The sequence below is a fragment of the Stieleria neptunia genome, assembly GCF_007754155.1.
Classification (GTDB): Bacteria; Planctomycetota; Planctomycetia; order Pirellulales; family Pirellulaceae; genus Stieleria; species Stieleria neptunia.
Genome location: NZ_CP037423.1, coordinates 696,306 through 717,215, shown reverse-complemented (window position 1 = coordinate 717,215; position 20,910 = coordinate 696,306). Strand labels below are relative to the sequence as shown.

The following is a 20,910-nucleotide window of genomic DNA, read 5'->3' as shown; positions in this document are numbered from 1 at the left end:
TGCCGCTAAAACCTTGTCAAACACAGGAAACCAATGCTTCACAGCCTGACCGACACCCAAACCCTTTGAAAGAACAAGATCATGAATCGCACCGTCAATCGTCGAACGATGCTTTGCGGCGGCCTCGGCTTTGGCAGCCTTGCCCTGAATGCGATGCTCAGCCGCGATGGGGTTGCCGACGCACCGGGTAACTCATCCGGCATCGCGGGGTGGTCGCCACCGGACGGCTTGCCGCACTTTGCCCCCAAAGCAAAAAGCGTGATCTGGCTGTTCATGCGTGGCGGTGTCAGCCACATGGAAAGTTTTGATCCCAAGCCGGCGCTGACCAAATACGCCGGCAAGACGATCACCGAGACTCCGTTTGCCGATGTCCAAGATCCGGAGAAACTGAAACGCGTTCGGGTCGTCGTCGTCAATGACGCCAACGGCCAGCAACGCAACAAGATCTATCCCCTGCAAGTCGGCTATCGAAAGCATGGCCAAAGCGGGATCGAATTCAGCGACTGGTTTCCACATCTAGGATCCTGTGTCGATGACCTGGCCGTGATCCGGTCGATGTGGACGACCGACGATAACCACGGCGCCCAAGTCCAATTTCACTCGGGACGACACATGTTGGACCCACGCGTGCCGACGATCGGCGCGTGGATCAATTATGGGCTGGGAACCTTGAACGAGAATCTGCCCCAATTCATCGGCATGGGGCCGCGTTTCTTTGACAAACGCGACGGGCATTACTTGGGGCCCGCCTACGACAGCGTTGCACTGAAAGTGGATCCCAAAAATCCGCTCGATTACGCGAGCCCCGAGGGCGACATTTCGGTCGGCCAACAGCGTCTGGGATTTGACTTGGTGCGTCGCTTGAATCACCTGACCGCCGAACAATATCCACACGATCCGGAGCTGGAGGCGAGGATCAAGTCCTACGAGTTGGCCTACCGCATGCAAACGGCCGTTCCGGACGTGATTCGATTTGACACCGAGACCGAAGCCACCAAGAAACTGTACGGGTTCGATCAAAAAGAAACGCGCCCCTTTGGCGAGCAGTTACTCGCGGCGCGCCGTTTCGCCGAGCAGGGTGTGCGTTTCATTCAAATCATGCATGGCGACGGCGCAGCGGGGGCTTGGGATCAGCACTCGAAACTGAAAGCCAATCATTCCAAATTGGCGATGCAGGTCGATCGTCCGGTCGCGGGGTTGATCCAGGATTTGAAGCAGCGTGGCATGCTGGACGAAACGCTGGTCGTGTTCGCGACAGAATTCGGACGCACGCCGGGGTCACAGAATTCCGACGGCCGCGATCATCATCCGTATGGGTTCAGCGTCCTGATGGCCGGCGGCGGAATCAAGGGCGGCGTCGTGCACGGTGCGACCGATGAAATCGGTTTCCATGCCGTGGAACATCCGCACTATGTGACCGATGTCCATGCGACGCTGCTGCATCAACTGGGTCTGCATTCCCACCGATTGAATGTGCCGGGGCATAAACGCCTGGAACAAGATTATGGGCAGGTGATCAAGGAGATCCTCGTGTGAATGGGAACGGTCGGTGTCTAGCCTAAAGAGACCGTCCGGCTTGGGGCTGGCGCGAAACACGCCCCATCCGAACGACTGAGGCGTACGACGTCCTTTCTAGGTCGTCGCGCAGAGCCCCACGGGCGACGGCCCGGAAGGGCCATCGTACGTCAGAAAAGCGATCGTCCTGAGCTGGACGGTCCCTTGAGGCGATTCTTTAACTGCAAAGTTTGGCAACCAACTGAGTTTCTCTCCCCCTGGGAGAGACGGCGTTTGCGCAGCAAGCAAACGCCAGAGAGGGCCGACGGCTCGCGAAAGTCTTTGCGTTTTTGATTGGGGGTCACCCATCAAGAGTGAAGTCAACGCCGCGATTCACCTTTCGACCTCCCCTCGCTTCGCTCGACCCTCCTGCCAGGAGGGTGACTCTAAAACTGCAAGACCTCGGCCGGGGAGCGTGACGTTCTAAGCAAATTGATTCCTGGTGATCCGTGCGATCAAACTATGGTTGGATCGTTTGCGCGTGCGGCTGACCGTCGATTTTCCCGATCGCCCGCTGTCCCTTGCCGGGGCGTCCTTGATCGCCAAGGTCTTCGCGAGCCTGGTCGGCGAGCTTCATCAATCGGTCGACCACGTCGGGATGCCGGGCCGCAACGTTTCGTTGGCAGGACACATCGCCGTACAAATGAAACAGCAACGTTTGCGGCGGGTCATTTTTCCCCAGGTGCGGATGTCCGGCGGACGGATCGATGGGCAAGAATAATTTCCAGGGTCCGGAACGAACCGCTTGCAATTGATCCCGGTGGTAATAGTAGAACGCGTCGTACGGCGACGTTGCATTCGGCTGGCTGTAGATTAGCGGAGCGATGTCGTGTCCGTCGATCTTGCGATCGCTTGGCAGTTCACCGCCGGCCAGCTTGGTCAACGTCGGCAACAAATCCATCGTCGACACGAGTTCGTCGCAGACCGTGCCCGCCCGTACGTGGCCCGGTTGCCAGATCAACGTCGGGACTCGAAAGGCACCTTCACTGGTCGTGTAACCGCGGCCGTGTAGGGGCCGATTGGAACCGCGCGACAGATCGCCCAAGTCTCGATTGATCGGAGCACCGTTGTCGCTGGTCCAGATCACAAGCGTGTTGCTGGCCAGCCCCAATTCCATCAGTTGGTCCATCAGTTGTCCGATCGACCAGTCGAGTTCTTCGATCGAGTCGCCCCAGGGGCCATTTCGGCTTTTGCCCCGAAACGCTTCGCTGGAGAACGGCGTTCGGGTGCTGCCCGGCATCGCTTGGGGGAAATACAGAAAGAACGGTTCCTCCTGATGCTCCCGGATCCATTGCATCGCGCGTTCGGTGTACCGCTTGGTCAGTCCGTTGCGGTCACAGGGGGCTTCGACGACGACTTCGTTCTCCATCAACGGCAGCGGCGGCCACTGTTTTCCGTCCAGCCGATCGCCCAGACGCTGGCCGACCGCTCGCGTCATGTCATCGCTGTAGGGGACACCGAAAAAGAAGTCGAAGCCTTGACGTGTGGGCAAGAATTCGGGCTGGTCGCCCAGGTGCCACTTGCCGATGATCGCCGTCGCGTAACCCCGGTCTTTCAGCGATTCGGCAATCGTGACTTCGTCGGGATTCAGTCCGTAGGGCGAGATCGGTCGAAGCACATGGCCGTCGCGCGGGTTTTGGTGCATGCCGACGCGTTGAGAGTAACACCCGGTGATCAGGCTGGCGCGTGACGGGGTGCAGACGCCGGCGGTCACGCAGAAGTGCGTGAACTTCCGCCCTTGTGTTGCCATCCGGTTCAAGTTCGGCGTCCGGTGCAACGTCGAGCCAAAAGGCTGGATGTCGCCGTAGCCCAGATTGTCGCAGAAGACGACGATAACGTTCGGCCGCTGGGGAAGGTCGGCGCCGATCGCGGGTCGCACGAGACCGAACAGGCTGGCCAGGGCGACGAAGAGAATGGCATTGCGGCGGGTCAAGAGTTTTCTCCGAGGGAGCTGCGGCGGGTGGATCGATCGCAGCAGGACACGCCGTTCGCCCTGAGTGGTGGTGAGGCTCATTGTCTGCTCCGATCAGTTGGCTTGCGCGCGTATTGTACTCTCCGTCCGCCACAGCGATCATGCAGTGTTCGACGTCACCCTCCCGCACAGAGGTGATGCAGTTTTTAAAGTCACCCTCCTGGCAGGAGGGTCGAGCGAAGCGAGGGGAGGTCGAACGGCGAATCGCGGCGGTCACTTCACTCTTGATGGGCGACCCCAAGCAACAACCCAAACCCTCTCCTCGCTACGCTCGACTCTCCCAGGGGGGGAGTGACGAATCCTCTTTCCGATCAAGCATCAAATGCCAATTCCTCGTCAAACCACTGCTGGCCGAGTTCTTGCTGATAGCGAAACAGCCGCTCGCCGGCAATCCGCAGTCGACGACTGACTTCGCGTCCCAAATTCATCATCACCATCGCGTACTGCTCCATATCGACCTGACAGAGTCTCATCAGTGCGGTGTAGGGAACCCGAATCACGCTGCAATCGGTTTCCGCTTTGACTCCGGCGAAGCGGCGTTGTAAATCGATCAATGACATTTCGCCGAAACAGTCACCGGGCTGAATGCGCGCCAGGACAATCGCGTTGCCCTGCCAGGTCCGCTGGACGATCGCGGTCCCGGATTGGATCACGTACAGGCAGTCTCCCGCGTCGCCTTCGCGGAAAAAGAACTCGCCCGCGGCCACCTCTAGCTCTTCGGATTGACTCAAAATCAACTGCAGCGTCTCCTTACGGAGGCCCCCGCAAACCGGAGTTTGTTGGATGAGTTCCGTTTGATCGATTAACATGCCAATGACCTTTTTTGCCGAAGTCAACGGACAGAAACCTGCCTCGCCCCCGCGTCTGGCCCCCCACATTAACGCTGTGAAGCATTTTTCCCCTGTGTTTCTTAAGGTTTTAAAGGCAGGGCGCGAGCCCTCCGGGTCTTCATCTCTGCCGAAACACCGGAGGGCTCGCGCCCTGCCGCTAAAAACTGCTTCACAGCGTAGCCCCAACATGTCGCATCGGCGGCGCACTGTCAAAGATTTTGAGCCGGCGGTGTTCCGTGAGTTGATCGGGAAGAGCAATGCCGAGACACCCGATCGGGGCCGACGAGTTACAATGTGGCCAAGCCGGGATGGTCCGGATCAATGGCGGTTCCTCCACACTACTTTTCCTGCTGCAGAATTCACGTCGTATGTATCGCAATCTTTGCCGGACGTTCACACTCGCCGGCGCGTTGGTATTTCTCCTGTCGGGGGAGATGGTTGTTGCAGACAACTGGGCCCACTGGCGCGGTCCGACGGGCAACGGTGCGGCCACCAGCGGCAACCCGCCGACGAACTGGTCCGAGACCGAGAACGTGAAATGGAAGGTGCCGATTCCCGGTCGCGGTTCCGGGTCGCCGGTGATTTGGGATGACCGCGTGTTTGTGGTCACCGCCGTCAGCGTTGGTCCGGGGACGGCGCCACCGCCGCCGGCCCCGCAGAATCGCAATCAATTTCAACGCGGCACGGCGCCGGCGCTGCCGAAACTGGACTTTCAAGTGCTCTGTTTCGACCGCCAATCCGGCCAGCAACTTTGGAAACAAACGGCCGTCACCGCCGTCCCGCACCAGGAAACCCATTCGACCAACGGGTTCGCATCGGCATCACCCTGCACCGATGGCAACCATGTCTATGCACACTTCGGCTCGCGGGGCCTGTATTGCTACACGATGGACGGCCAGCTGAAATGGAAACGCGATGATTTTGGAAAAATGATCACGCGGAGCGGGTTCGGCGAAGGCAGTTCACCGACGCTTCACGGCAACCTGATCCTCGTGCCGTGGGATCATGAAGGCGCCTCGGCGCTGTATGCGCTCAACAAGCTGACCGGCGAAACGGTCTGGAAGACCGATCGTGATGAACCGTCGTGCTGGGCCACCCCTTTGGTGATCGACGTCGCCGGCAAAAAACAGATCGTCATGAATGGTCAAAACTTTGCCCGCAGCTATGACCTTGAAACCGGTCAAGAACTCTGGCGCTGTGGCGGCCAAACGACTCGCCCGGTCGCGTCGGCAGTCGCCGCCGACGCGATGGTGTTCATCGGCAGCGGCTACCAGGGATCGTTCCTCGGCGCGTTTCGGCCCGACGGCCACGGCGACATCGAAGGCACCGACCGTGTGGTCTGGACGGTCAGCCGGGACACACCCGACATCGCGTCCCCGTTGCTCAGCGATGGCCGGCTGTATTTCCACAAAGGCAAATCCGGCAACCTCAGTTGCCTGGATGCGGCGACGGGAAAGCCCCACTATGAAGCGGTGCGATTGCCCGGGATCAGCAGAACCTATGCGTCGCCGATGGCCGCCGGCGGACACGTTTATCTGACCGGACGAAGCGGCACCACGGTTGTGATCAAGGATTCGGCGACACTACAAATCGTAGCGTCCAACTCGGTCGGTGAAACGGTCGATGCAACCCCTGCTCCGTGCGGCGATGAGCTGTTCATCCGCGGAGAGAAGCATTTGTTTTGCATCGCGAATTGAATGAATTTACATGATCAGCTTGAACTTGATGAACGATTGGGACGACGATTGTATCCGAACATGAAACCAGCCGATGATGGTTCCGGCGAATCGCCGTCGTTCGTCATGGGCATCGATCTTGGTGGCACTTCGGTCAAATTAGGACTGCTGTGCGGCGATGAAGTGGTTGCCCGCCACCAGATCTCTACGGCGCATTGCGACGAACCGTCGGATGTCTTTCGTGGAGCGCGCGAGTTCGCGATCGCGGCGCTACGTCGTCGCGGCGCAACCTTTGATGCTCTGGAATCCGTCGGATTGGCCATGGCCGGCGTGATCGACGAGACGACGGCCACGTTGATGGAAACGGCAAACTTACACGCCTGGCACGGCATCGGTTTCCATCAAGAATTGGCGAGCGTCTTTCAAAAGCCCGTGGCCGTGATCAATGACGCCAATGCCGCCGCGCTCGGTGAATCCAGCTTTGGAGAGCACCGGACCGACTCGCTTTCCTTCTTGACGTTGGGGACCGGCATCGGCGGCGGGATCATTGTTTCCGGCCGCGCGATCAATGGCAGTCACGGTTGTGGGGGCGAAATCGGCCACGTCACGATCGAGCACGGTCCCGATGCCCGACAGTGCGGCTGCGGACGCCTGGGACATTTGGAAGCCTACGCCGGCGCCGCGGGGATCGTCAAAACCGCACTCGATCTACTCAAAACCAGCGACCAGAAATCGCCGCTCCGCGCTGCCGGCGAACTGACGCCGGAGGTCATCGCGGACGCGGCCGAAGCCGGCGACGTGATCGCGATCGAGACCGTTCGCAGGACCGGCGTGCATCTGGGGCGGGCGATCGCTATGCTCGCCCACATCGCGGACCCTTCGGTCGTGTTGCTCGGAGGCGCCGTCAACTTCGGAGGAAACGAGAAGCAGACCGGAAGGGATTTTTTAAAGACGATCCACGGCGAAATGGTGCGTCTGTCGTTGGTCCAAACCGGCGCGACCTTGAAAATCGATTTCGCCACGCTCGGCAACGACGCCGGAATGCTCGGTGCGGCGCAGCACGCACGACAACTGACACGTCACGCCGATCCATCTTGCAGCAATGAATGACACCATGAGACAAGACAGACGCAGACTCAAACCCTTTCAATCCGCGGCACCGCCGTCGTCGATTCCGTATCGAGTCTTTCCCGAAGCGAGCAATGCCAGCGAAGCCGCGGCGCTTGAAATCGCCACGCTCGTTCGCAGCCGTGCCGCCGAAGGACGCACCTGCGTGCTCGGGTTGGCGACCGGATCCACCGTCGTCAACGTCTACTCCGCCATGGTGCGGATGCATCGCGAACAAGGCCTCTCGTTTGCCAACGTGGCCGTCTTTGTCCTCGATGAATTCCTGCCGATGGGGCCGGAATCGCTGCAGAGTCACGTCCGATTCATGAACGAACACTTGTTCGACCACATCGACCTGCCGCGCGATCAGATCCATATTCCCGACGGGAACACGCCGCAGGATGAATTGGCAGAATACTGCCTGATGTTCGAGAACGAGATCGCCGAACTGGGCGGCATCGACATGTTGATCCTGGGCATCGGTCGCACCGGACACATCGGTTTCAACGAACCCGGTTCAGGGACGGATTCGCGGACGCGGCCGATCACGCTCGATGCGATGACTCGGATCGACGCGGCCAGCAATTTTTTTGGGGTCGAAAATGTGCCGCGGCGTGCGATCACGATGGGTGTCGGCACGATCCTGGACGCGCGACGGATTATCCTGCTCGCCTTTGGAGAAGGCAAGGCATCGATTGTCGCCCGCGCGATCGAAGGCGAAATTGCTCCGGCGGTCCCGGCGACGTTTCTGCAACAACACGATGACGTCGAGTTCTTTCTCGATTCCGCCGCCGCCGCGAATCTGACCGAAATCCGATCGCCCTGGTTGGTCGGCGACGTCCGCTGGGATGACGTGATGGTCCGACGGGCCGTGATCGCACTCTCGCAGTCGGTCCAAAAGCCGATCCTGATGTTGACCGACGCCGATTACAACGCCAACGGGATGCAGGGCCTGCTCGCCGAGTACGGAACGGCCTATGAAATCAATCTCAGCGTCTTCCGTCATCTGCAAAACACGATCACGGGCTGGCCGGCCGGCAAACCCGACCGCCCCGATACGGTGTTCCCCAAACGGATCATCCTGTTTTCGCCACACCCCGACGACGATGTCATCTCGATGGGAGGCACGCTGACACGCTTGGCGACTCAGGGTCATGAAGTCCACGTCGCCTACCAAACCTCGGGCAATCTGGCCGTGTTTGATGGGGATGCGTTAAGGTTTGCCGAATTCGCCGCCGATTTCTGTCGCGAGTTCGAGGTCTATAGCGATGACATCCAACGCCTGACCGAGATGATGATTCACGCCATCCGCGACAAGGCATCCGGAAGCGTCGACATCAACGAAGTCCAGCGATTGAAAGGGCTGATTCGACGCGGTGAAGCGACCGCCGGGGCGCGGGTTTGCGGCGTCCGCGACGAACGCTTGCACTACTTGAACTTGCCGTTCTACGAAACCGGAGCGGTTCGCAAGAATCCGATCGGCGAACGAGACGTTCAAATCACGATCGATCTGTTGCGTCACGTGCAACCACACCAGATCTATGCCGCCGGTGACCTGAGCGATCCGCACGGCACCCACCGTACTTGCCTGGACATCATCTTTGCCGCCTGCAATGAATGCCGACACGACGACTGGTTCGCCTCGACCGCCGTTTGGCTCTACCGCGGTGCCTGGCAAGAATGGGCACCGCACGAGATTGAAATGGCCGTGCCGCTCAGCCCCCAAGAAGTCGACCGTAAACGCGACGCGATCTTCAAACACGAGTCGCAAAAAGACCGCGCCCTATTTCCCGGCTCCGATGCGCGCGAGTTTTGGCAACGCGCCGAAGCGAGAAACGCCCAAACGGCACAGATCTACGACCGACTGGGCCTGGCCCAGTATCAAGCCATCGAAGGCTTCGTCCGCTGGAAGGGGTTCGATGCGGCAGATTGATGGGGGCAAAACGATGGGGTAGGCAGAATGATGGGGGCATCGAGAATCTTAAACATGAGTGCAACCAATCACTTGGACTTTGACCGTTGAGTCGGCGTGGTGGCGAAGACTGGGAAGCGGAGCCGTTCTCCAATCATTTTGCCTTCCATCATCCTGCCCCGTATCGTTCTGCCTTCCTTCCCCGACCGCTTCCCCCAAGGCCCGTCAAACAAACAGTCTCGTGGCATCGATCTCGATCCGCCAGTCGTCGTCAAGGTCCAGTCCCATCGATTCGCCGGATCCGACGGATTGCTCCGCAGCCTTGGTGACGTCCAGCACGGTTTGGTCAGTCGGGTCGACAATCAAATAGTGTGCGACATCCTGTTCAAGATAAATCGCCCGTTTTGCAGTCAGGTCGCGTTGCCGCGTCGCATCGCTAAGCACCTCGACAACGACAACGGGCGTCTGCTCCAAATGCCGGTCGGGTTGAACGCCGCAGACGACCATCAGATCCGGTCGAACCACGGTGTCATCGTTCACGATCCAATCAAGATTGGTATAGACGCGGCAATCGCACTCATTCTCAATGAGTTGATTGAGGATTTGCCGCGACAGTTCAGCGACAACTCGCTCGTGCGGCCCAAACGGCGATGGGCTCATCGAGACCGGTACGCCATCCATCAACTCCCATTCTCCCTCCCAGCGACGGTAGTCTTCGATCGTATAATGCGGGACGTAGCGAGGTGCGCTGCTCATCGACCTACTCCGAAATCCTGTGTGTCTTGTTATTGTACCCCGCAGCCCAGATCAAACCATGGTTGGCCAAAACCGACTAAACTCATTTCAAGCGGGGCAAAAGTGAATCTAACCAAAGGGACATCGTGATGTTAGAAGAAAGCCGAGCGTATTTCTGCCGTGCCGCCAACGTTCTGGGACTTTCCGATCGCGTGCGTGACATCCTGCTGACCCCGCTGCGGATCGTGAAGGTCGGTCTGATCACCGAGAGTGACGAAGGGAAACTGATCAAGCATACGGGATACCGAGTGCAACACAGCCGTGTCCGTGGGCCGATGAAGGGTGGATTGCGGTACCACCCTTCGGTCGACGAAGACGAAGCGACGGCGCTGGCCAATTTGATGACTTGGAAAACCGCGGTCGTCGACGTCCCCTACGGCGGCGCCAAGGGCGGCATCAACTGTGACCCAACCGATTTGAGCGAGCGTGAATTGAACGAGATCACGCGGACCTTCGTCGGCCAAATCAAGGATGTCATCGGCCCCACCATCGACATCCCCGCCCCGGACGTCAACACAAACGCCAAAATCATGGGCTGGATCATGGACGAGTACTCCAAGTACGCCGGATTCTCTCCCGGCGTCGTGACGGGCAAGCCGTTGCATTTGTTCGGATCCGAAGGCCGCGAAGAGGCGACCGGGCGCGGGGTCACGATCGTGTTGGAAGAAGTGCTTCGATCACAGAAACAATCCATCACAGACGTCACGGTGGCGTTTCAAGGGTTCGGCAACGTGGGCAGTTTTGCGGCGCGGACGATGGCGGAACTGGGAGCCAAGATCGTCGCCGTCGGCGATCATGCCGGCGGCGTCTCGAATCCCGAAGGCCTCAACATCGACGAGTTGGTTGCCTGGACCGCCCGCCATGGCAGCGTCGCCAAGTTTCCCGGTGGCGACGCGTTTGAGAGCTCCGACGTGTTGACCTGGGACTGCGATGTCTTGGTCCCCGCCGCACTCGGCGACGTGCTGACCAAAGACAACGCGGAAGACGTCCGGGCGAGCATCATCGTCGAAGCCGCCAACTCGCCGACGACGCCGGAAGCCGACGAGATCTTTCGGCGACGCGGCATTCTGGTCGTGCCCGATATTTTGGCCAACGCCGGCGGCGTGACCGTCAGCTATTTTGAATGGGCGCAGAACATTCAACAATTCCGCTGGGAACTCGGACGCATCCGACACGAGTTGTCCGACCACATGCGCAAGGCCTACGAAGCGGTGGCCGCCGTTGCCAAGACACGGGACGTTGATCTGCGTACCGCCGCGTTCATTTTGGCGATCCAGCGTGTCGGCGAGGCTGCACTTTCGCGACGCCCCTACGCCGAAGCCAAAGACCTGCCACGTTGAAACAAGTGGCGTAAGCTTCCAGCTTGCGATCGATCACTTCACCGATTGATCACTTCACCGATCGAACCACCCGAAACCCGTTGTCGGCGTTCCAAGAGTACTGCCCCACCGTGATCGGAGTGGCGCTGGTCGCGTAAGTGTACGAAAACGCTTCACCGGCCTCCGGATCACTGGGCTGAGAGATGATCGACAGGAAAATAGGTGACAAGAAAATGACTTGGATCCGACACCGGATTCGCCAAACACTCCTCAGCTTAATTTCTTGTCATCCATTTTCTTGTCTCGTTTTCTACGCCGGGATTTTTCTGCCCACCGTTTTTGGGCCAACCCAGTCGGCAACGCTGTGAAGTATTTTCCCCATGCGTATCTTGAGATTTTAGCGGCAGGGCGCGAGCCCTCCGGTTCTTCATGTTTGCCAAAACACCGGAGGGCTCGCGCCCTACCGCTAAAAAATGCTTCACAGCATTGCCCAGGCGGACGAGGTTGGCTACAGCGGACGCACTCGCACGGCGCGTATGCTTAGGGTCGGCTGGGCAGCTCCGGGGAAATCAATCCCGAACACTCCCAGACCGTCGCCGGACGCCTTGACCCTATCACTGTGCAATCTGCCGTTGATCCAAACTTGACAACGCCCACCAACCACGCGAATGCGATAGCGATTCCATTGCCCCGGGGTAAATGGCACCGCATTGCCTTGCAAGTTCGATGCGGTGGGTGGAACATTGACGACGGTTCCCGCGACACGGTTGTCTTTCACGCGGGCGTGATAGCTGATCCGCATCTGCCGCGTGTCGGGCGACTTGGCTTCGAATTCCCATTCGAAGTTTTTGTACTTTGCGATCGTCGCCAGGTAGGAAGATGAATGTCCGCTGAACGTCAACGTCCCATCCTCGGATGCGACGCCACCTTTCTGCGCCCCGTAGGTCCAACGATGCAGGTCATCCAGAGACTTCCAATTCGGGCCATCACGCAACGCGATCAGCTGGTCTTTCAGTGAAGCTTTGATCGCAGCGTAAGCCGGATCGTTCGCGAGATTCGTCCACTCGCGGGGATCGGCGTCGAAGTCATACAGTTCTTCTTCACCGCTGGCACAAAGTGTGTATCGATACTGCTTGCTGCGGACGGAAAAATGCGGGAACCAGGTGCCGCCATGTCGCTCGTGTTGGCTGTGGTCTTTGCCCGGCAATGCCGTGATCGCGACATCGGGACCGTCCCAGTCACCGTCAGGCGACATCACCAGGGGGACCAGACTGTGCCCTTGCAATTTGTAACCGCCCGAAGCGGCATTGGGTTCTCGCGGCAATCCGCACAGTTCGTTTAACGTCGGATATAAATCGATCCACGAGACCGGACGGTCACACGTCACGCCTTGAGGCATCCCGTCGACACCGGCGATGATCAGCGGGATCCGCGTCGCGCCGTCCCATAAACTCTGCTTGTACAGGAACTCCTTTTCACCCATATGAAATCCGTGATCGCTGGTGAAGATCACGATCGTGTTATCGCGCTCGGGACTCGCGTCAACCGCGTCCAGAATCTTTCCGACTTGATCGTCGACGAAGGAAACACAGGCCAGATAGGCTTGCAGCCACTGCTTGTAGAGTTGCCGGTCTTTGTGACGCACGAGCATGTTGTACCGCCGGAAACCATAGAGTGATGGGTCCGCCAACGCGGTCGCACAATCGTCCAAGTCACCTTCGATCGTCTCAGGCAACTCGATCGAATCGATGGGGAAACGGTCGAAGTATTCTTGGGGCGCATAGAGCGGCGTGTGCGTCCGGACCAATCCCGTGAAGATCGCGAAGGGCCGATCATGTTCCGCGGCGATCATGCCGGCCGACCACTCGGCGCACCGTTCATCGGCCAGCTTGTCTCGGTCATCATCGCCGTTGTAACGAAACGGCTTGCCGCCCAACCGCCAGCCCTTGTAACCGGGGATTCCCGCTTGGGGATCCGGCTTCCAATCCGGGATCATCGACAGCGGACCGAAGTGGTGTTCCCACTTGTAATCCATGTCACCATCGGTGTCGTACAGGTACATCATCGCCGGATGCGGCAGATGACTTTGATTTGACTTTCCATCCCACGGCCAGGGCCCTACATCAGGCTTGGGTCCGCGCTGATCAAACGCCCCGTCGGATTGACCACCATGGTAAATCTTACCGGTGCCGAAAACGGAGTAGCCGTGGCTTTGTAGGTGTCGATTGAGCGACACGCATTGATTCAGAACGCCGTTCTCTTTCCATTTCTCGAACCAGTACAAGCCGCTGGTTTGCGGATAGAGTCCGAACAACATGCTGGCCCGCGAGGGCGCGCAGATCGGATCGTTGCAATGGGCATTGGTGAACGTGACACCGCGACGAGCGATTCGATCGATGTTCGGTGTTTTGATCACCGGTTTGCCATCGGGAGAGAGCGGCAAGTCGTTCAGATCGTCGACGATGATCATCACGACGTTGGGACGCGAGTCCTCGGCCAAGCCAACCTCGATCATCACGGATGAAGCCAACCCAAACAAAGCAAGGCTAGAAGCAATCTGGACGAGAGATCGCCGACGTTTGAATCGCATAGTATTTCACGAGAAGGTGACAAGTTCGAGGCATTTCGGGTGCAAACTATTCTAGACTCAATGACCGCCAAGGAGTAACCGTCAGCGAAAATCGTATCACAGCCGTTCTTGGCATCGACGCATCGGGGAGGAGCACACGCAAAGGCGCCAAGCCGCAAAGAAGAGGTTGGAGAATGGACCGCGGATGGAGCGACTTACGATCCACGTCCATTTCATCCGCAACCGCCTCCAGGTACTGACCTTTGCGTCTTGGCGTCTTTGCGTGAGACCTTCCAGCGTCCCCCAGCCTGATGACACACGCAAAGGCGCCAATGAGATCTCGAGGATTCCTTCCGTGACAGCTTTTCGTTCCATGCGTCGAGCGACATACTGAGCGACGTTGCCCCAATACAATTACGCGATGGAGAATTCGATGGATGAAAACCAAATTGCAAAGGTGATTGTTGACGTGGCGTATCATATGCACGTCAAACTCGGGCCCGGACTTCTTGAATCGGTTTACCAAGAGATCATGGTGTACGAATTGAGAAAACGGGGAATGAGTGTTCAGCCCAAGCACCCGGTGCCAATCGTCTGGGACGACCTTGAATTTGATAAGGGTTTTGAGGCAGATTTAGTCGTGAACGGAATGGTCGTTGTTGAACTGAAATCGGTGGAATCGATTCATCCAGTGCACAAAAAGCAACTGCTCACTTACGTCAAACTTTCTGATCGACGGCTGGGACTGCTGATTAACTTCGGAGACAAGCTAATCAAGAATGGGATCTCACGCGTGGTCAACGGTCTCCGTGATTGAATAGATTCTCTGATTCGAGAATTACTCACGAGCGGACCTGGGTACTAACCTTTGCGGCTCGGCGTCTTTGCGTGAGACCTTCCAGCGTCCCCCAGGTTGAGTCCGCACCTCTCACGGCCCACGCCGATCATTCGACAAAAGATTGTGAGCGCAAGAAGTTGGCGGCTTGCGAGGGCCAGGTCGAGATCAAGGAGCCCTCAACCGGACGGATGCCGTAGCCGTGTCCGCCGTTGCCGAACACGTGAAGCTCGGCTGCGATGTTATGTTTCTTAAGCTGCATGTAATACAAGACCGTTCCGAGCGCAGTCGAGTTATCATCATGCGTATGGACCAAAAAGGTTGGTGGCGCTGTCGCCGGTACGTTGATTCCATCGACGAAGCCATCCGTCGCTGCATCGTACATCCGCCAGGGATAGACGAGCATCGCAAAGTCAGGCCGAGGGTCGACGTCATCGATCGAATCCACTCGATCGTAGGTCAGCGTCGTCGGGTCGCTCATGAATCTGGCGGCGACTTGGCCACCGGCGGAAAAACCGAGCAGGCCGATGCGATCGGGTTTTAATTTCCAATGCTCGGCTTGGGATCGCAGCACGGCCATCGCGCGCCGGATGTCTTGCACCGGACGCCGCCATCCGACTTGTGCCGGATCGTTCTTCGTGCGGTAATTGAGCACGAAAGCCGTCACGCCCAGTGAATTGAGCCACTCGGCAGCTTCAGACCCTTCCAGATCGGGTACGACGTACGAAAAACCACCGCCCGGCAAGATCACCACGCCCGTCCCGTTTGGTTTTTTAGGGCGATAGACCTGCAGGGTTGGTCGGGTGACCCCGGCGATTCGCGTGACGTTACCCTTGCCGACCGGTCGCGGCGGCAATGCCTGGCCGACCGATCGAGTCGTTTCGCCAGGAGCCAGAGCAGGCCAGATGTCGATGGGATCGGCTGCAAAACAAATCGAGCCGACAAAAATCGCTGCCAGGGACATGAACCGGGTTGGAAGGTGTAGCATATCCTGGCCTTGAATGATGGAAGGGGGATCGCAAGCTGGAAGCTTACGCCACTGTGAAACCCGTATCTTATACCGCCCAGAGGGCAACTGTTTTGATGTTGACGAAGAATCTTGCTGTCGGACTGCTCGCTGCCGCGATGATGCTTCTCAGTGTGCATGCGGCCGCACAGGTGCCGGATTACCCGCAGGGTGTCCGCGAAGCTCGCTACCGATCCGACGGTGACGGCTCGATGCAGCCGACGTTGATCTGGACTCCGAAGTCGGAAGAGCCGGTGCCGTTGCTGGTTGCCTTGCACACCTGGTCCAGCGACTATCGTCAATCCGGTGGCGAGGCACAGTACGCGAAGTGGTGCCAGCAGGCCGGTTGGGCCTTCATCCATCCGAATTTTCGTGGCATCAACAAGACCCCCGAAGCGATGGGTTCGGATCTTGCCGTGGCCGATATCCGTAGCGCCGTCGATTTTGCCAAGTCCGAAACTTCGATCGACACGAATCGAATTTATTGCATCGGCGTTTCCGGCGGCGGTCACACGTCGATGTTGATGGCGGCGCGTGAGCCGGAGTTATGGGCCGGTGTGTCGGCCTGGTGTGGCATCTCAGACATCGCGGCCTGGCATCGCCAATGCAGAGGAACTTCGTTTGATCGATACGCCACGATGATCGAGTCGGTGCTTGGTGGCGCGCCGGATGCCTCACCGGACCTTCGTGACGCCGCCTGGCATCGTTCTCCATTGAACTGGATCGCCAAGGCCGATCGTCTGCCTCCGTTGGATCTCAATCACGGCATCAACGACGGGCGCGCCGGAAGCGTTCCGTTTACGCATTCGATGCTCGCCTTCAACGCCGCGGTTCCGCAGTCGGCCGCGTTGGACGCCGATGCGATCGAGGCCTTGTATCAAACGCGTGAGGTGTCAGACGGGCTGCAGCAAATCAACGCAGCGACGTCGGATCCGTTGTACGGGAGTCATCCCCCGATTTTTCGGCGAACCGTGGGGACGACTCGACTGACGGTGTTTGACGGCGGTCATGAAATCGTCCACGAAGCGGCGCTCCACTGGCTGGCCGCCCAAGCAAAGGGGCGGCCGGTGAATTGGAGTCCCGGCCGGTTGATTTCGTTCAAGGTCGAACCCGAAAACGAACAAAGCGGGAAGTAATCACGATGCGTCCCTGGATCCTCTCAGAAACCAATTACGGCTTCGTCAAGGACTGCGACTATCAAGTTGCCGTGCTGCCGACCGGGGCGACCGAGCCCCACAATCTTCATTTGCCGTACGGGACCGATACGTTTCAAGCCGAAGCGATCGCGAGTCGCGCCTGCGAAGCGGCTTGGGATCGCGGCGCACGTGTCGTGATGCTGCCGCCGATTCCCTACGGCACCGAAACGAATCAAGCGAAGTTTCCCCTCTCGATGAATTTGAACCCGACGACGTTGGGCATCGTCATTCGGGACCTTGCCGAGTCGCTGTCCAACAGCGGCATCAATCGACTGTTGATCTTGAACAGCCATGGCGGAAACGAGTTCAAGCCGTTGCTCCGTGAATTGTACAACCAGACGCCGTGCCGTTTGTTTTTGTGCGATTGGTTTCGAGGGATCTCGGCCGATGTGCAGCGAGAGATCTTCGAAGATGCGGGTGATCACGCCGGCGAAATGGAAACCTCGCTCGGGCTGGCGTATTTCTCCGAGTTTGTTGATGTGGATGCCGATGGCAAGATCACCGCCGATGACGGAGCGGTCAATCAAACGCGTTTTGATGCCGTCAATCAAGGCTGGGTTTCGATCACGCGCCCCTGGCATTTGCTGACCCGCCAATCCGGTTCGGGCAATCCACACCCCGCGACCGCGGAGAAGGGACGTCAATTGATGGACGTCTTGGTCGATCGATTGTCGACGTTTCTTGTCGAACTGGCCGACAGCGACGTCGACGACCGGTTTCCCTTCTGACGCCTATTTGCATCACGATGCCGAAACTTGACGATCGCCTGAAAGCGGTGGCGGTGCAGATTCGCAGTCGCGTCCACGCCGACATCGGTTCCGACCATGGGCATCTGCTCAAGGCGTTGTTGACGTCTGGACGGATCGAACGTGGCATTGCGATCGAAGTCAATCAACGCCCCTGCGAAAACTCGCGATCAACGCTGGTCGGACTGGCCGCCGACGTCCGGCTCGCCGATGGCCTGGCGGGGCTGTCGCCGGGCGAAGCCGACAGTTTAAGCATCTGTGGCATGGGCGGCGAATTGATCACACGCATTCTGGAAACCCATCCCGAACGTGTTCCGCCGGACTTGGTGTTGCAACCCAATCGCCGCCCCGATGCCGTTCGGCGTTGGGCGTTGCAAGCCGGGTTTCATCTGGTCGATGAACAGCTTGTGGTGGGGCGTCTGCGCTACGTGGTGATGCGGTACCGGCTGGATCGATCGTCCGCCGATCCGGCTTACGATGCGATGGATCACGAAGCAGCATTATTGTTTGGTCCGCTGCTGATCCAGCGTTGGGAGTCCCAATTGCAAGGCGTTCTTCTGGACGAATATCAATACTTGAAGGAGCTTCAACAGCGGACCGAGCAGTCCCAGCATCGACTCAACGTGTTGGCGAAACTGCTGCGTCTGAAAGGTCTCCTCGATTGACGCTCGCCCCCGGCACCCAACGCGATCAATCGCGCGAACGCGACACGCCGACTGGACGTCATGTGCAAAACTCCCCGACCTGACCACGCGGCATGATGCCCTCGTGATGAGGCTCCGCTTCTCTGCCATCCTGCATGACCCACGCGAGGCGGAGCCTCGGGACAGTGTGTTCCCAGGCGGAGCCTGGGAACAAGGGAAAAACAAGGGGAAGATCGGCATTGCTTAAAAACTAACCGATTCGTAGAATCCGCTTTTCAGCAAGTCACCCACCGGTCACGGATGTCGCCGATGAACCCAATCAATCCTCCGGATCGCAGCCTTCGGGGATCGGTGCGCGGCGGTTGTCGGCGAGCGTTGACGGTCCTGGAATTGCTGATCTCCGTGGCGATCATCGGCATTCTCGCCGGATTGGTGTTGCCGGCCGTGGGTAGCGTTCGCGAATCCGCGCGGCGTGTTCAGTGCGTCGACCATCTTCGCGAAACCGGGCTGGCGTTGCACTCTCACCATCATTCGCAGCGCAGTCTGCCCGCCGGTTGGACCTTTGACCAGCAGTCGGTCTCGGCATATGGCTGGGCGGTTCCGATCCTGCCCTTTTTGGGCCAACCGGCGCTTGCCGACCGGATTGAAATCGAACGATCGGTTGGCAATCCGCAGCATGAAGCGGTACGTCGCACTTCGCTCGCGGTCCTGCTGTGTCCCTCCGACATCGCCGAACCCGAGTTCACGCTGTTCGCCGATGATGGAGATGATGAAGGACTGCACGCCCAGGGGGACCATCCCGGCATCGGGACAACCACAGAATTGGTCGAGTTGCCGACGGCAAATTATGTCGGTGTATTTGGCACGTTGGAGCCCGATGATGCAATTCCCGCACCGGTCGGCGATGGGACGTTTTTGGAGAACCGGCACACGCGATTTCGTGACTTCCAGCGGGGATTGAGCGTCACCGTGGTGATCGGTGAACGCACCATGGCTCAAGTGCCGTCGACTTGGTTGGGCGTCGACTTGGCCGGCGAAGACGCGGCGGCGCGACTGGTCGGTTCGGCGCTCGAAGGCATCAACAGTCCGTTTGCCGATGAATGTGATTTTTCCAGCCGCCATCCCGGCGGCGCGAACTTTTTGTGGGGCGACGGTCATGTCAGTTTTGTCACCGAACAGATTGATTTGCGTCTGTACCACCAGTCGGCCAAGTTGCGTCGATGATCGATCGTACCTGTTTTCACCCCGTCATTATCCAGCCGTTACAGGAAGTGGTTCATTGTCCCGAACTCAGATCACCAAGTGCGAGGCGGAAGTCATGGACGTCGTCTGGGACCGCGAAAGCGTCACGGTCAACGATGTCGTGGAAGCCATCGATCGTGACTTGGCCTACACGACCGTCATGACGACGATGCGAATCCTGGAAGAAAAAGGGATCGTTCGTCGCGGGCAAAAAGAGGGCCGTGCCTACACCTATTCTGCCGCCGTGACGCGTGAAGAAGTGCGTCACGGAATGATTCATGAGCTAACCGATCGCCTGTTCGGTGGTTCCGTACAATCCTTGGTGCTCAGCCTGCTCAACAGTGAAGAGGTGTCACCGGAAGATATCGCGGCGGTCAAGCAAGCTGCCGCCAAAGCGGAACGCGGCCGATGAACGCGTCACAGCTATTCGAAACCGTTACCAGTCTGCCGCTACAGGTCCTGATCGTCGTGATCGCCGTGGTGCTTCTGAGTCGGTTTGTGGATCAGGCGGCATCGAGTTGTCGGCTGTGGACGATCGGGTTTCTATCGATCTTGGGTTTGATCGCCTGCGGGTTCCTGTTCCCCCATCTTCGGTTGATTCACAACGGCGGCGGCCTGAGTGAATCGGCCGCGCGAAACCTGTTCGTAACGCAAGTTTGGATCATCAAGATCATGGCGGTCATCTGGACCATCGGTTTTTCCAGCGTTCTGATCCGACGTCTCGGTCGCATCATCGTCTTGTCGCAATTCTTCGCTCAGCGATGTCGCGTGATGACGGACGAAGAGATCGCATCCCTGCCGCTTGATGGACAAGACGCATTGCCCGAGAACCTTCGCTGGCTCGTCTCCTTTGAAACGCACAGCCCGTTTTGCTGGCAGTTACAGCGTCCGACGATCGTGTTGCCGAGTTGTCTGTTGCGCGAAGACGAAGACGTGCTGCGGCATGTGCTGCTGCACGAACTGGAGCACTTGAGAACCAACCATCCGCTACAGCATTTCCTGCAGGGCACCTGCAACGCGCTGTTGTGGTTTCATCCGGCGATCTGGTGGGCCGCTCGAAATGCCGAATTGACTCGTGAATTCCATTGTGATGAAGTCGCCGCGAATGTCGGCAATACGATTGCAAGCTACTTGAAAACACTGGCAAAAATTGCCGAGCAGAATCGTGGTGCTCCCGCGTGCACGCTCGCGTTTGGCCGCCGCAAAAGCGCGCTCATTCGTCGCACCGAACATTTGATTTCGCGGATCGAATCGACGCAGATCCGAAATTCATCTCGCACCCAAACCCGAACACGGCTGGCGATCGGATGCCTGTTTCTCGTCGTGCTGGTCGTGTCGCAACTGTGGTTGCCGGTCAATGTGCTGGCCTCGTCACGGACACGCCTGTCGCCGTGGCCGACCTGGACCGCCAAAATCCTGCACGACTTTGGCGTTTCGGTGCGCGACTACGAACGATTCGACGCCCGGCATGATCTAAATGAACTCGCGAGCGAAGACGAGGACTGAT

At 58.6% G+C, this 20,910-nt stretch carries 18 protein-coding genes; 12 read left to right on the top strand and 6 right to left on the bottom strand.

Annotated features, from left to right (window positions below):
• Positions 1-81: 81 nt before the first annotated feature.
• Positions 82-1,536: a DUF1501 domain-containing protein gene (locus Enr13x_RS02670; RefSeq protein WP_145384569.1), complete on the top strand. Its 1,455-nt coding sequence runs from the start codon at positions 82-84 to the stop codon at positions 1,534-1,536.
• Positions 1,537-2,014: 478 nt separating this feature from the next.
• Here the strand turns inward: Enr13x_RS02670 and Enr13x_RS02665 are convergent, their stop codons facing one another.
• Positions 2,015-3,568 carry a sulfatase family protein gene (locus tag Enr13x_RS02665; protein WP_145384568.1) on the bottom strand — a complete coding sequence of 518 codons (1,554 nt, stop codon included), beginning with the start codon at positions 3,566-3,568 and terminating at the stop codon, positions 2,015-2,017.
• 269 nt (positions 3,569-3,837) lie between these two features.
• Positions 3,838-4,335: a Crp/Fnr family transcriptional regulator gene (locus Enr13x_RS02660; protein ID WP_145384567.1), complete on the bottom strand. Its 498-nt coding sequence runs from the start codon at positions 4,333-4,335 to the stop codon at positions 3,838-3,840.
• Between the two features lie 278 nt (positions 4,336-4,613).
• On the opposite strand from Enr13x_RS02660, the gene Enr13x_RS02655 reads away from it, so the two are divergent.
• Genes Enr13x_RS02655 through Enr13x_RS02645 form a run of 3 tightly spaced genes read left to right on the top strand, consistent with a single transcriptional unit; the run spans position 4,614 to position 9,072 of the window.
• Positions 4,614-6,053 carry a PQQ-binding-like beta-propeller repeat protein gene (locus Enr13x_RS02655; protein WP_231744056.1) on the top strand — a complete coding sequence of 480 codons (1,440 nt, stop codon included), beginning with the start codon at positions 4,614-4,616 and terminating at the stop codon, positions 6,051-6,053.
• The gene (locus Enr13x_RS02650) at positions 6,054-7,142 is read left to right on the top strand and encodes an ROK family protein (protein WP_231744055.1); all 1,089 of its coding nucleotides are present in this window, start codon (positions 6,054-6,056) and stop codon (positions 7,140-7,142) included.
• 4 nt (positions 7,143-7,146) lie between these two features.
• Positions 7,147-9,072 (top strand): glucosamine-6-phosphate deaminase, encoded by a 1,926-nt coding sequence (locus Enr13x_RS02645; protein WP_145384566.1) that lies wholly within the window; start codon positions 7,147-7,149, stop codon positions 9,070-9,072.
• A gap of 204 nt (positions 9,073-9,276) precedes the next feature.
• Here Enr13x_RS02645 and Enr13x_RS02640 read toward each other — a convergent pair whose 3' ends face one another.
• Positions 9,277-9,807 carry a Uma2 family endonuclease gene (locus tag Enr13x_RS02640; protein WP_145384565.1) on the bottom strand — a complete coding sequence of 177 codons (531 nt, stop codon included), beginning with the start codon at positions 9,805-9,807 and terminating at the stop codon, positions 9,277-9,279.
• A gap of 128 nt (positions 9,808-9,935) precedes the next feature.
• Between Enr13x_RS02640 and Enr13x_RS02635 the strand changes: the two genes are divergently transcribed.
• Positions 9,936-11,186, top strand: a complete 1,251-nt coding sequence (locus tag Enr13x_RS02635; protein ID WP_231744054.1) for a Glu/Leu/Phe/Val family dehydrogenase — start codon at positions 9,936-9,938, stop codon at positions 11,184-11,186.
• 49 nt (positions 11,187-11,235) lie between these two features.
• Here the strand turns inward: Enr13x_RS02635 and Enr13x_RS37645 are convergent, their stop codons facing one another.
• Entirely contained in the window at positions 11,236-11,394 is a 159-nt protein-coding gene (locus Enr13x_RS37645) for a hypothetical protein (RefSeq protein ID WP_197455732.1), read from the bottom strand.
• A 279-nt stretch (positions 11,395-11,673) separates the two neighbouring features.
• A complete protein-coding gene (locus Enr13x_RS02630) occupies positions 11,674-13,680 on the bottom strand; it encodes a sulfatase-like hydrolase/transferase (protein WP_231744381.1) in 2,007 nt (668 codons plus the stop codon).
• Positions 13,681-14,167: 487 nt separating this feature from the next.
• Between Enr13x_RS02630 and Enr13x_RS02625 the strand changes: the two genes are divergently transcribed.
• Entirely contained in the window at positions 14,168-14,551 is a 384-nt protein-coding gene (locus tag Enr13x_RS02625) for a GxxExxY protein (protein WP_145384562.1), read from the top strand.
• A 127-nt stretch (positions 14,552-14,678) separates the two neighbouring features.
• Here the strand turns inward: Enr13x_RS02625 and Enr13x_RS02620 are convergent, their stop codons facing one another.
• Positions 14,679-15,557, bottom strand: coding sequence for an alpha/beta hydrolase (locus tag Enr13x_RS02620; RefSeq protein ID WP_145384561.1), 879 nt, complete (start codon positions 15,555-15,557; stop codon positions 14,679-14,681).
• Positions 15,558-15,652: 95 nt separating this feature from the next.
• Here Enr13x_RS02620 and Enr13x_RS02615 point away from each other — a divergent pair, with 95 nt between their 5' ends.
• The 6 genes from Enr13x_RS02615 (at position 15,653) to Enr13x_RS02590 (ending at position 20,909) form a co-directional block, all read left to right on the top strand.
• A complete protein-coding gene (locus Enr13x_RS02615; RefSeq protein WP_145384560.1) occupies positions 15,653-16,711 on the top strand; it encodes an alpha/beta hydrolase family protein in 1,059 nt (352 codons plus the stop codon).
• Between the two features lie 5 nt (positions 16,712-16,716).
• Positions 16,717-17,499, top strand: coding sequence for a creatininase family protein (locus tag Enr13x_RS02610; RefSeq protein WP_145384559.1), 783 nt, complete (start codon positions 16,717-16,719; stop codon positions 17,497-17,499).
• A gap of 17 nt (positions 17,500-17,516) precedes the next feature.
• A complete protein-coding gene (locus Enr13x_RS02605; protein WP_145384558.1) occupies positions 17,517-18,182 on the top strand; it encodes a tRNA (adenine(22)-N(1))-methyltransferase in 666 nt (221 codons plus the stop codon).
• 288 nt (positions 18,183-18,470) lie between these two features.
• Positions 18,471-19,385, top strand: coding sequence for a DUF1559 domain-containing protein (locus Enr13x_RS02600; protein ID WP_145384557.1), 915 nt, complete (start codon positions 18,471-18,473; stop codon positions 19,383-19,385).
• Positions 19,386-19,440: 55 nt separating this feature from the next.
• The gene (locus Enr13x_RS02595) at positions 19,441-19,815 is read left to right on the top strand and encodes a BlaI/MecI/CopY family transcriptional regulator (protein WP_231744053.1); all 375 of its coding nucleotides are present in this window, start codon (positions 19,441-19,443) and stop codon (positions 19,813-19,815) included.
• Entirely contained in the window at positions 19,812-20,909 is a 1,098-nt protein-coding gene (locus tag Enr13x_RS02590; RefSeq protein ID WP_145384555.1) for a M56 family metallopeptidase, read from the top strand. Before Enr13x_RS02595 ends, Enr13x_RS02590 begins: the two co-directional genes overlap by 4 nt.
• Position 20,910: the final 1 nt, after the last annotated feature.

Coding starts and splice junctions, on each gene's coding strand:
- Enr13x_RS02670 (WP_145384569.1), top strand. CDS start 82: ATGAATCGCACCGTCAATCGTCGAACGATGCTTTGCGGCGGCCTCGGC.
- Enr13x_RS02665 (WP_145384568.1), bottom strand. CDS start 3,568: ATGAGCCTCACCACCACTCAGGGCGAACGGCGTGTCCTGCTGCGATCG.
- Enr13x_RS02660 (WP_145384567.1), bottom strand. CDS start 4,335: ATGTTAATCGATCAAACGGAACTCATCCAACAAACTCCGGTTTGCGGG.
- Enr13x_RS02655 (WP_231744056.1), top strand. CDS start 4,614: ATGCCGAGACACCCGATCGGGGCCGACGAGTTACAATGTGGCCAAGCC.
- Enr13x_RS02650 (WP_231744055.1), top strand. CDS start 6,054: ATGAATTTACATGATCAGCTTGAACTTGATGAACGATTGGGACGACGA.
- Enr13x_RS02645 (WP_145384566.1), top strand. CDS start 7,147: ATGAGACAAGACAGACGCAGACTCAAACCCTTTCAATCCGCGGCACCG.
- Enr13x_RS02640 (WP_145384565.1), bottom strand. CDS start 9,807: ATGAGCAGCGCACCTCGCTACGTCCCGCATTATACGATCGAAGACTAC.
- Enr13x_RS02635 (WP_231744054.1), top strand. CDS start 9,936: ATGTTAGAAGAAAGCCGAGCGTATTTCTGCCGTGCCGCCAACGTTCTG.
- Enr13x_RS02630 (WP_231744381.1), bottom strand. CDS start 13,680: ATGATCGAGGTTGGCTTGGCCGAGGACTCGCGTCCCAACGTCGTGATG.
- Enr13x_RS02625 (WP_145384562.1), top strand. CDS start 14,168: ATGGATGAAAACCAAATTGCAAAGGTGATTGTTGACGTGGCGTATCAT.
- Enr13x_RS02620 (WP_145384561.1), bottom strand. CDS start 15,557: ATGCTACACCTTCCAACCCGGTTCATGTCCCTGGCAGCGATTTTTGTC.
- Enr13x_RS02615 (WP_145384560.1), top strand. CDS start 15,653: ATGTTGACGAAGAATCTTGCTGTCGGACTGCTCGCTGCCGCGATGATG.
- Enr13x_RS02610 (WP_145384559.1), top strand. CDS start 16,717: ATGCGTCCCTGGATCCTCTCAGAAACCAATTACGGCTTCGTCAAGGAC.
- Enr13x_RS02605 (WP_145384558.1), top strand. CDS start 17,517: ATGCCGAAACTTGACGATCGCCTGAAAGCGGTGGCGGTGCAGATTCGC.
- Enr13x_RS02600 (WP_145384557.1), top strand. CDS start 18,471: ATGAACCCAATCAATCCTCCGGATCGCAGCCTTCGGGGATCGGTGCGC.
- Enr13x_RS02590 (WP_145384555.1), top strand. CDS start 19,812: ATGAACGCGTCACAGCTATTCGAAACCGTTACCAGTCTGCCGCTACAG.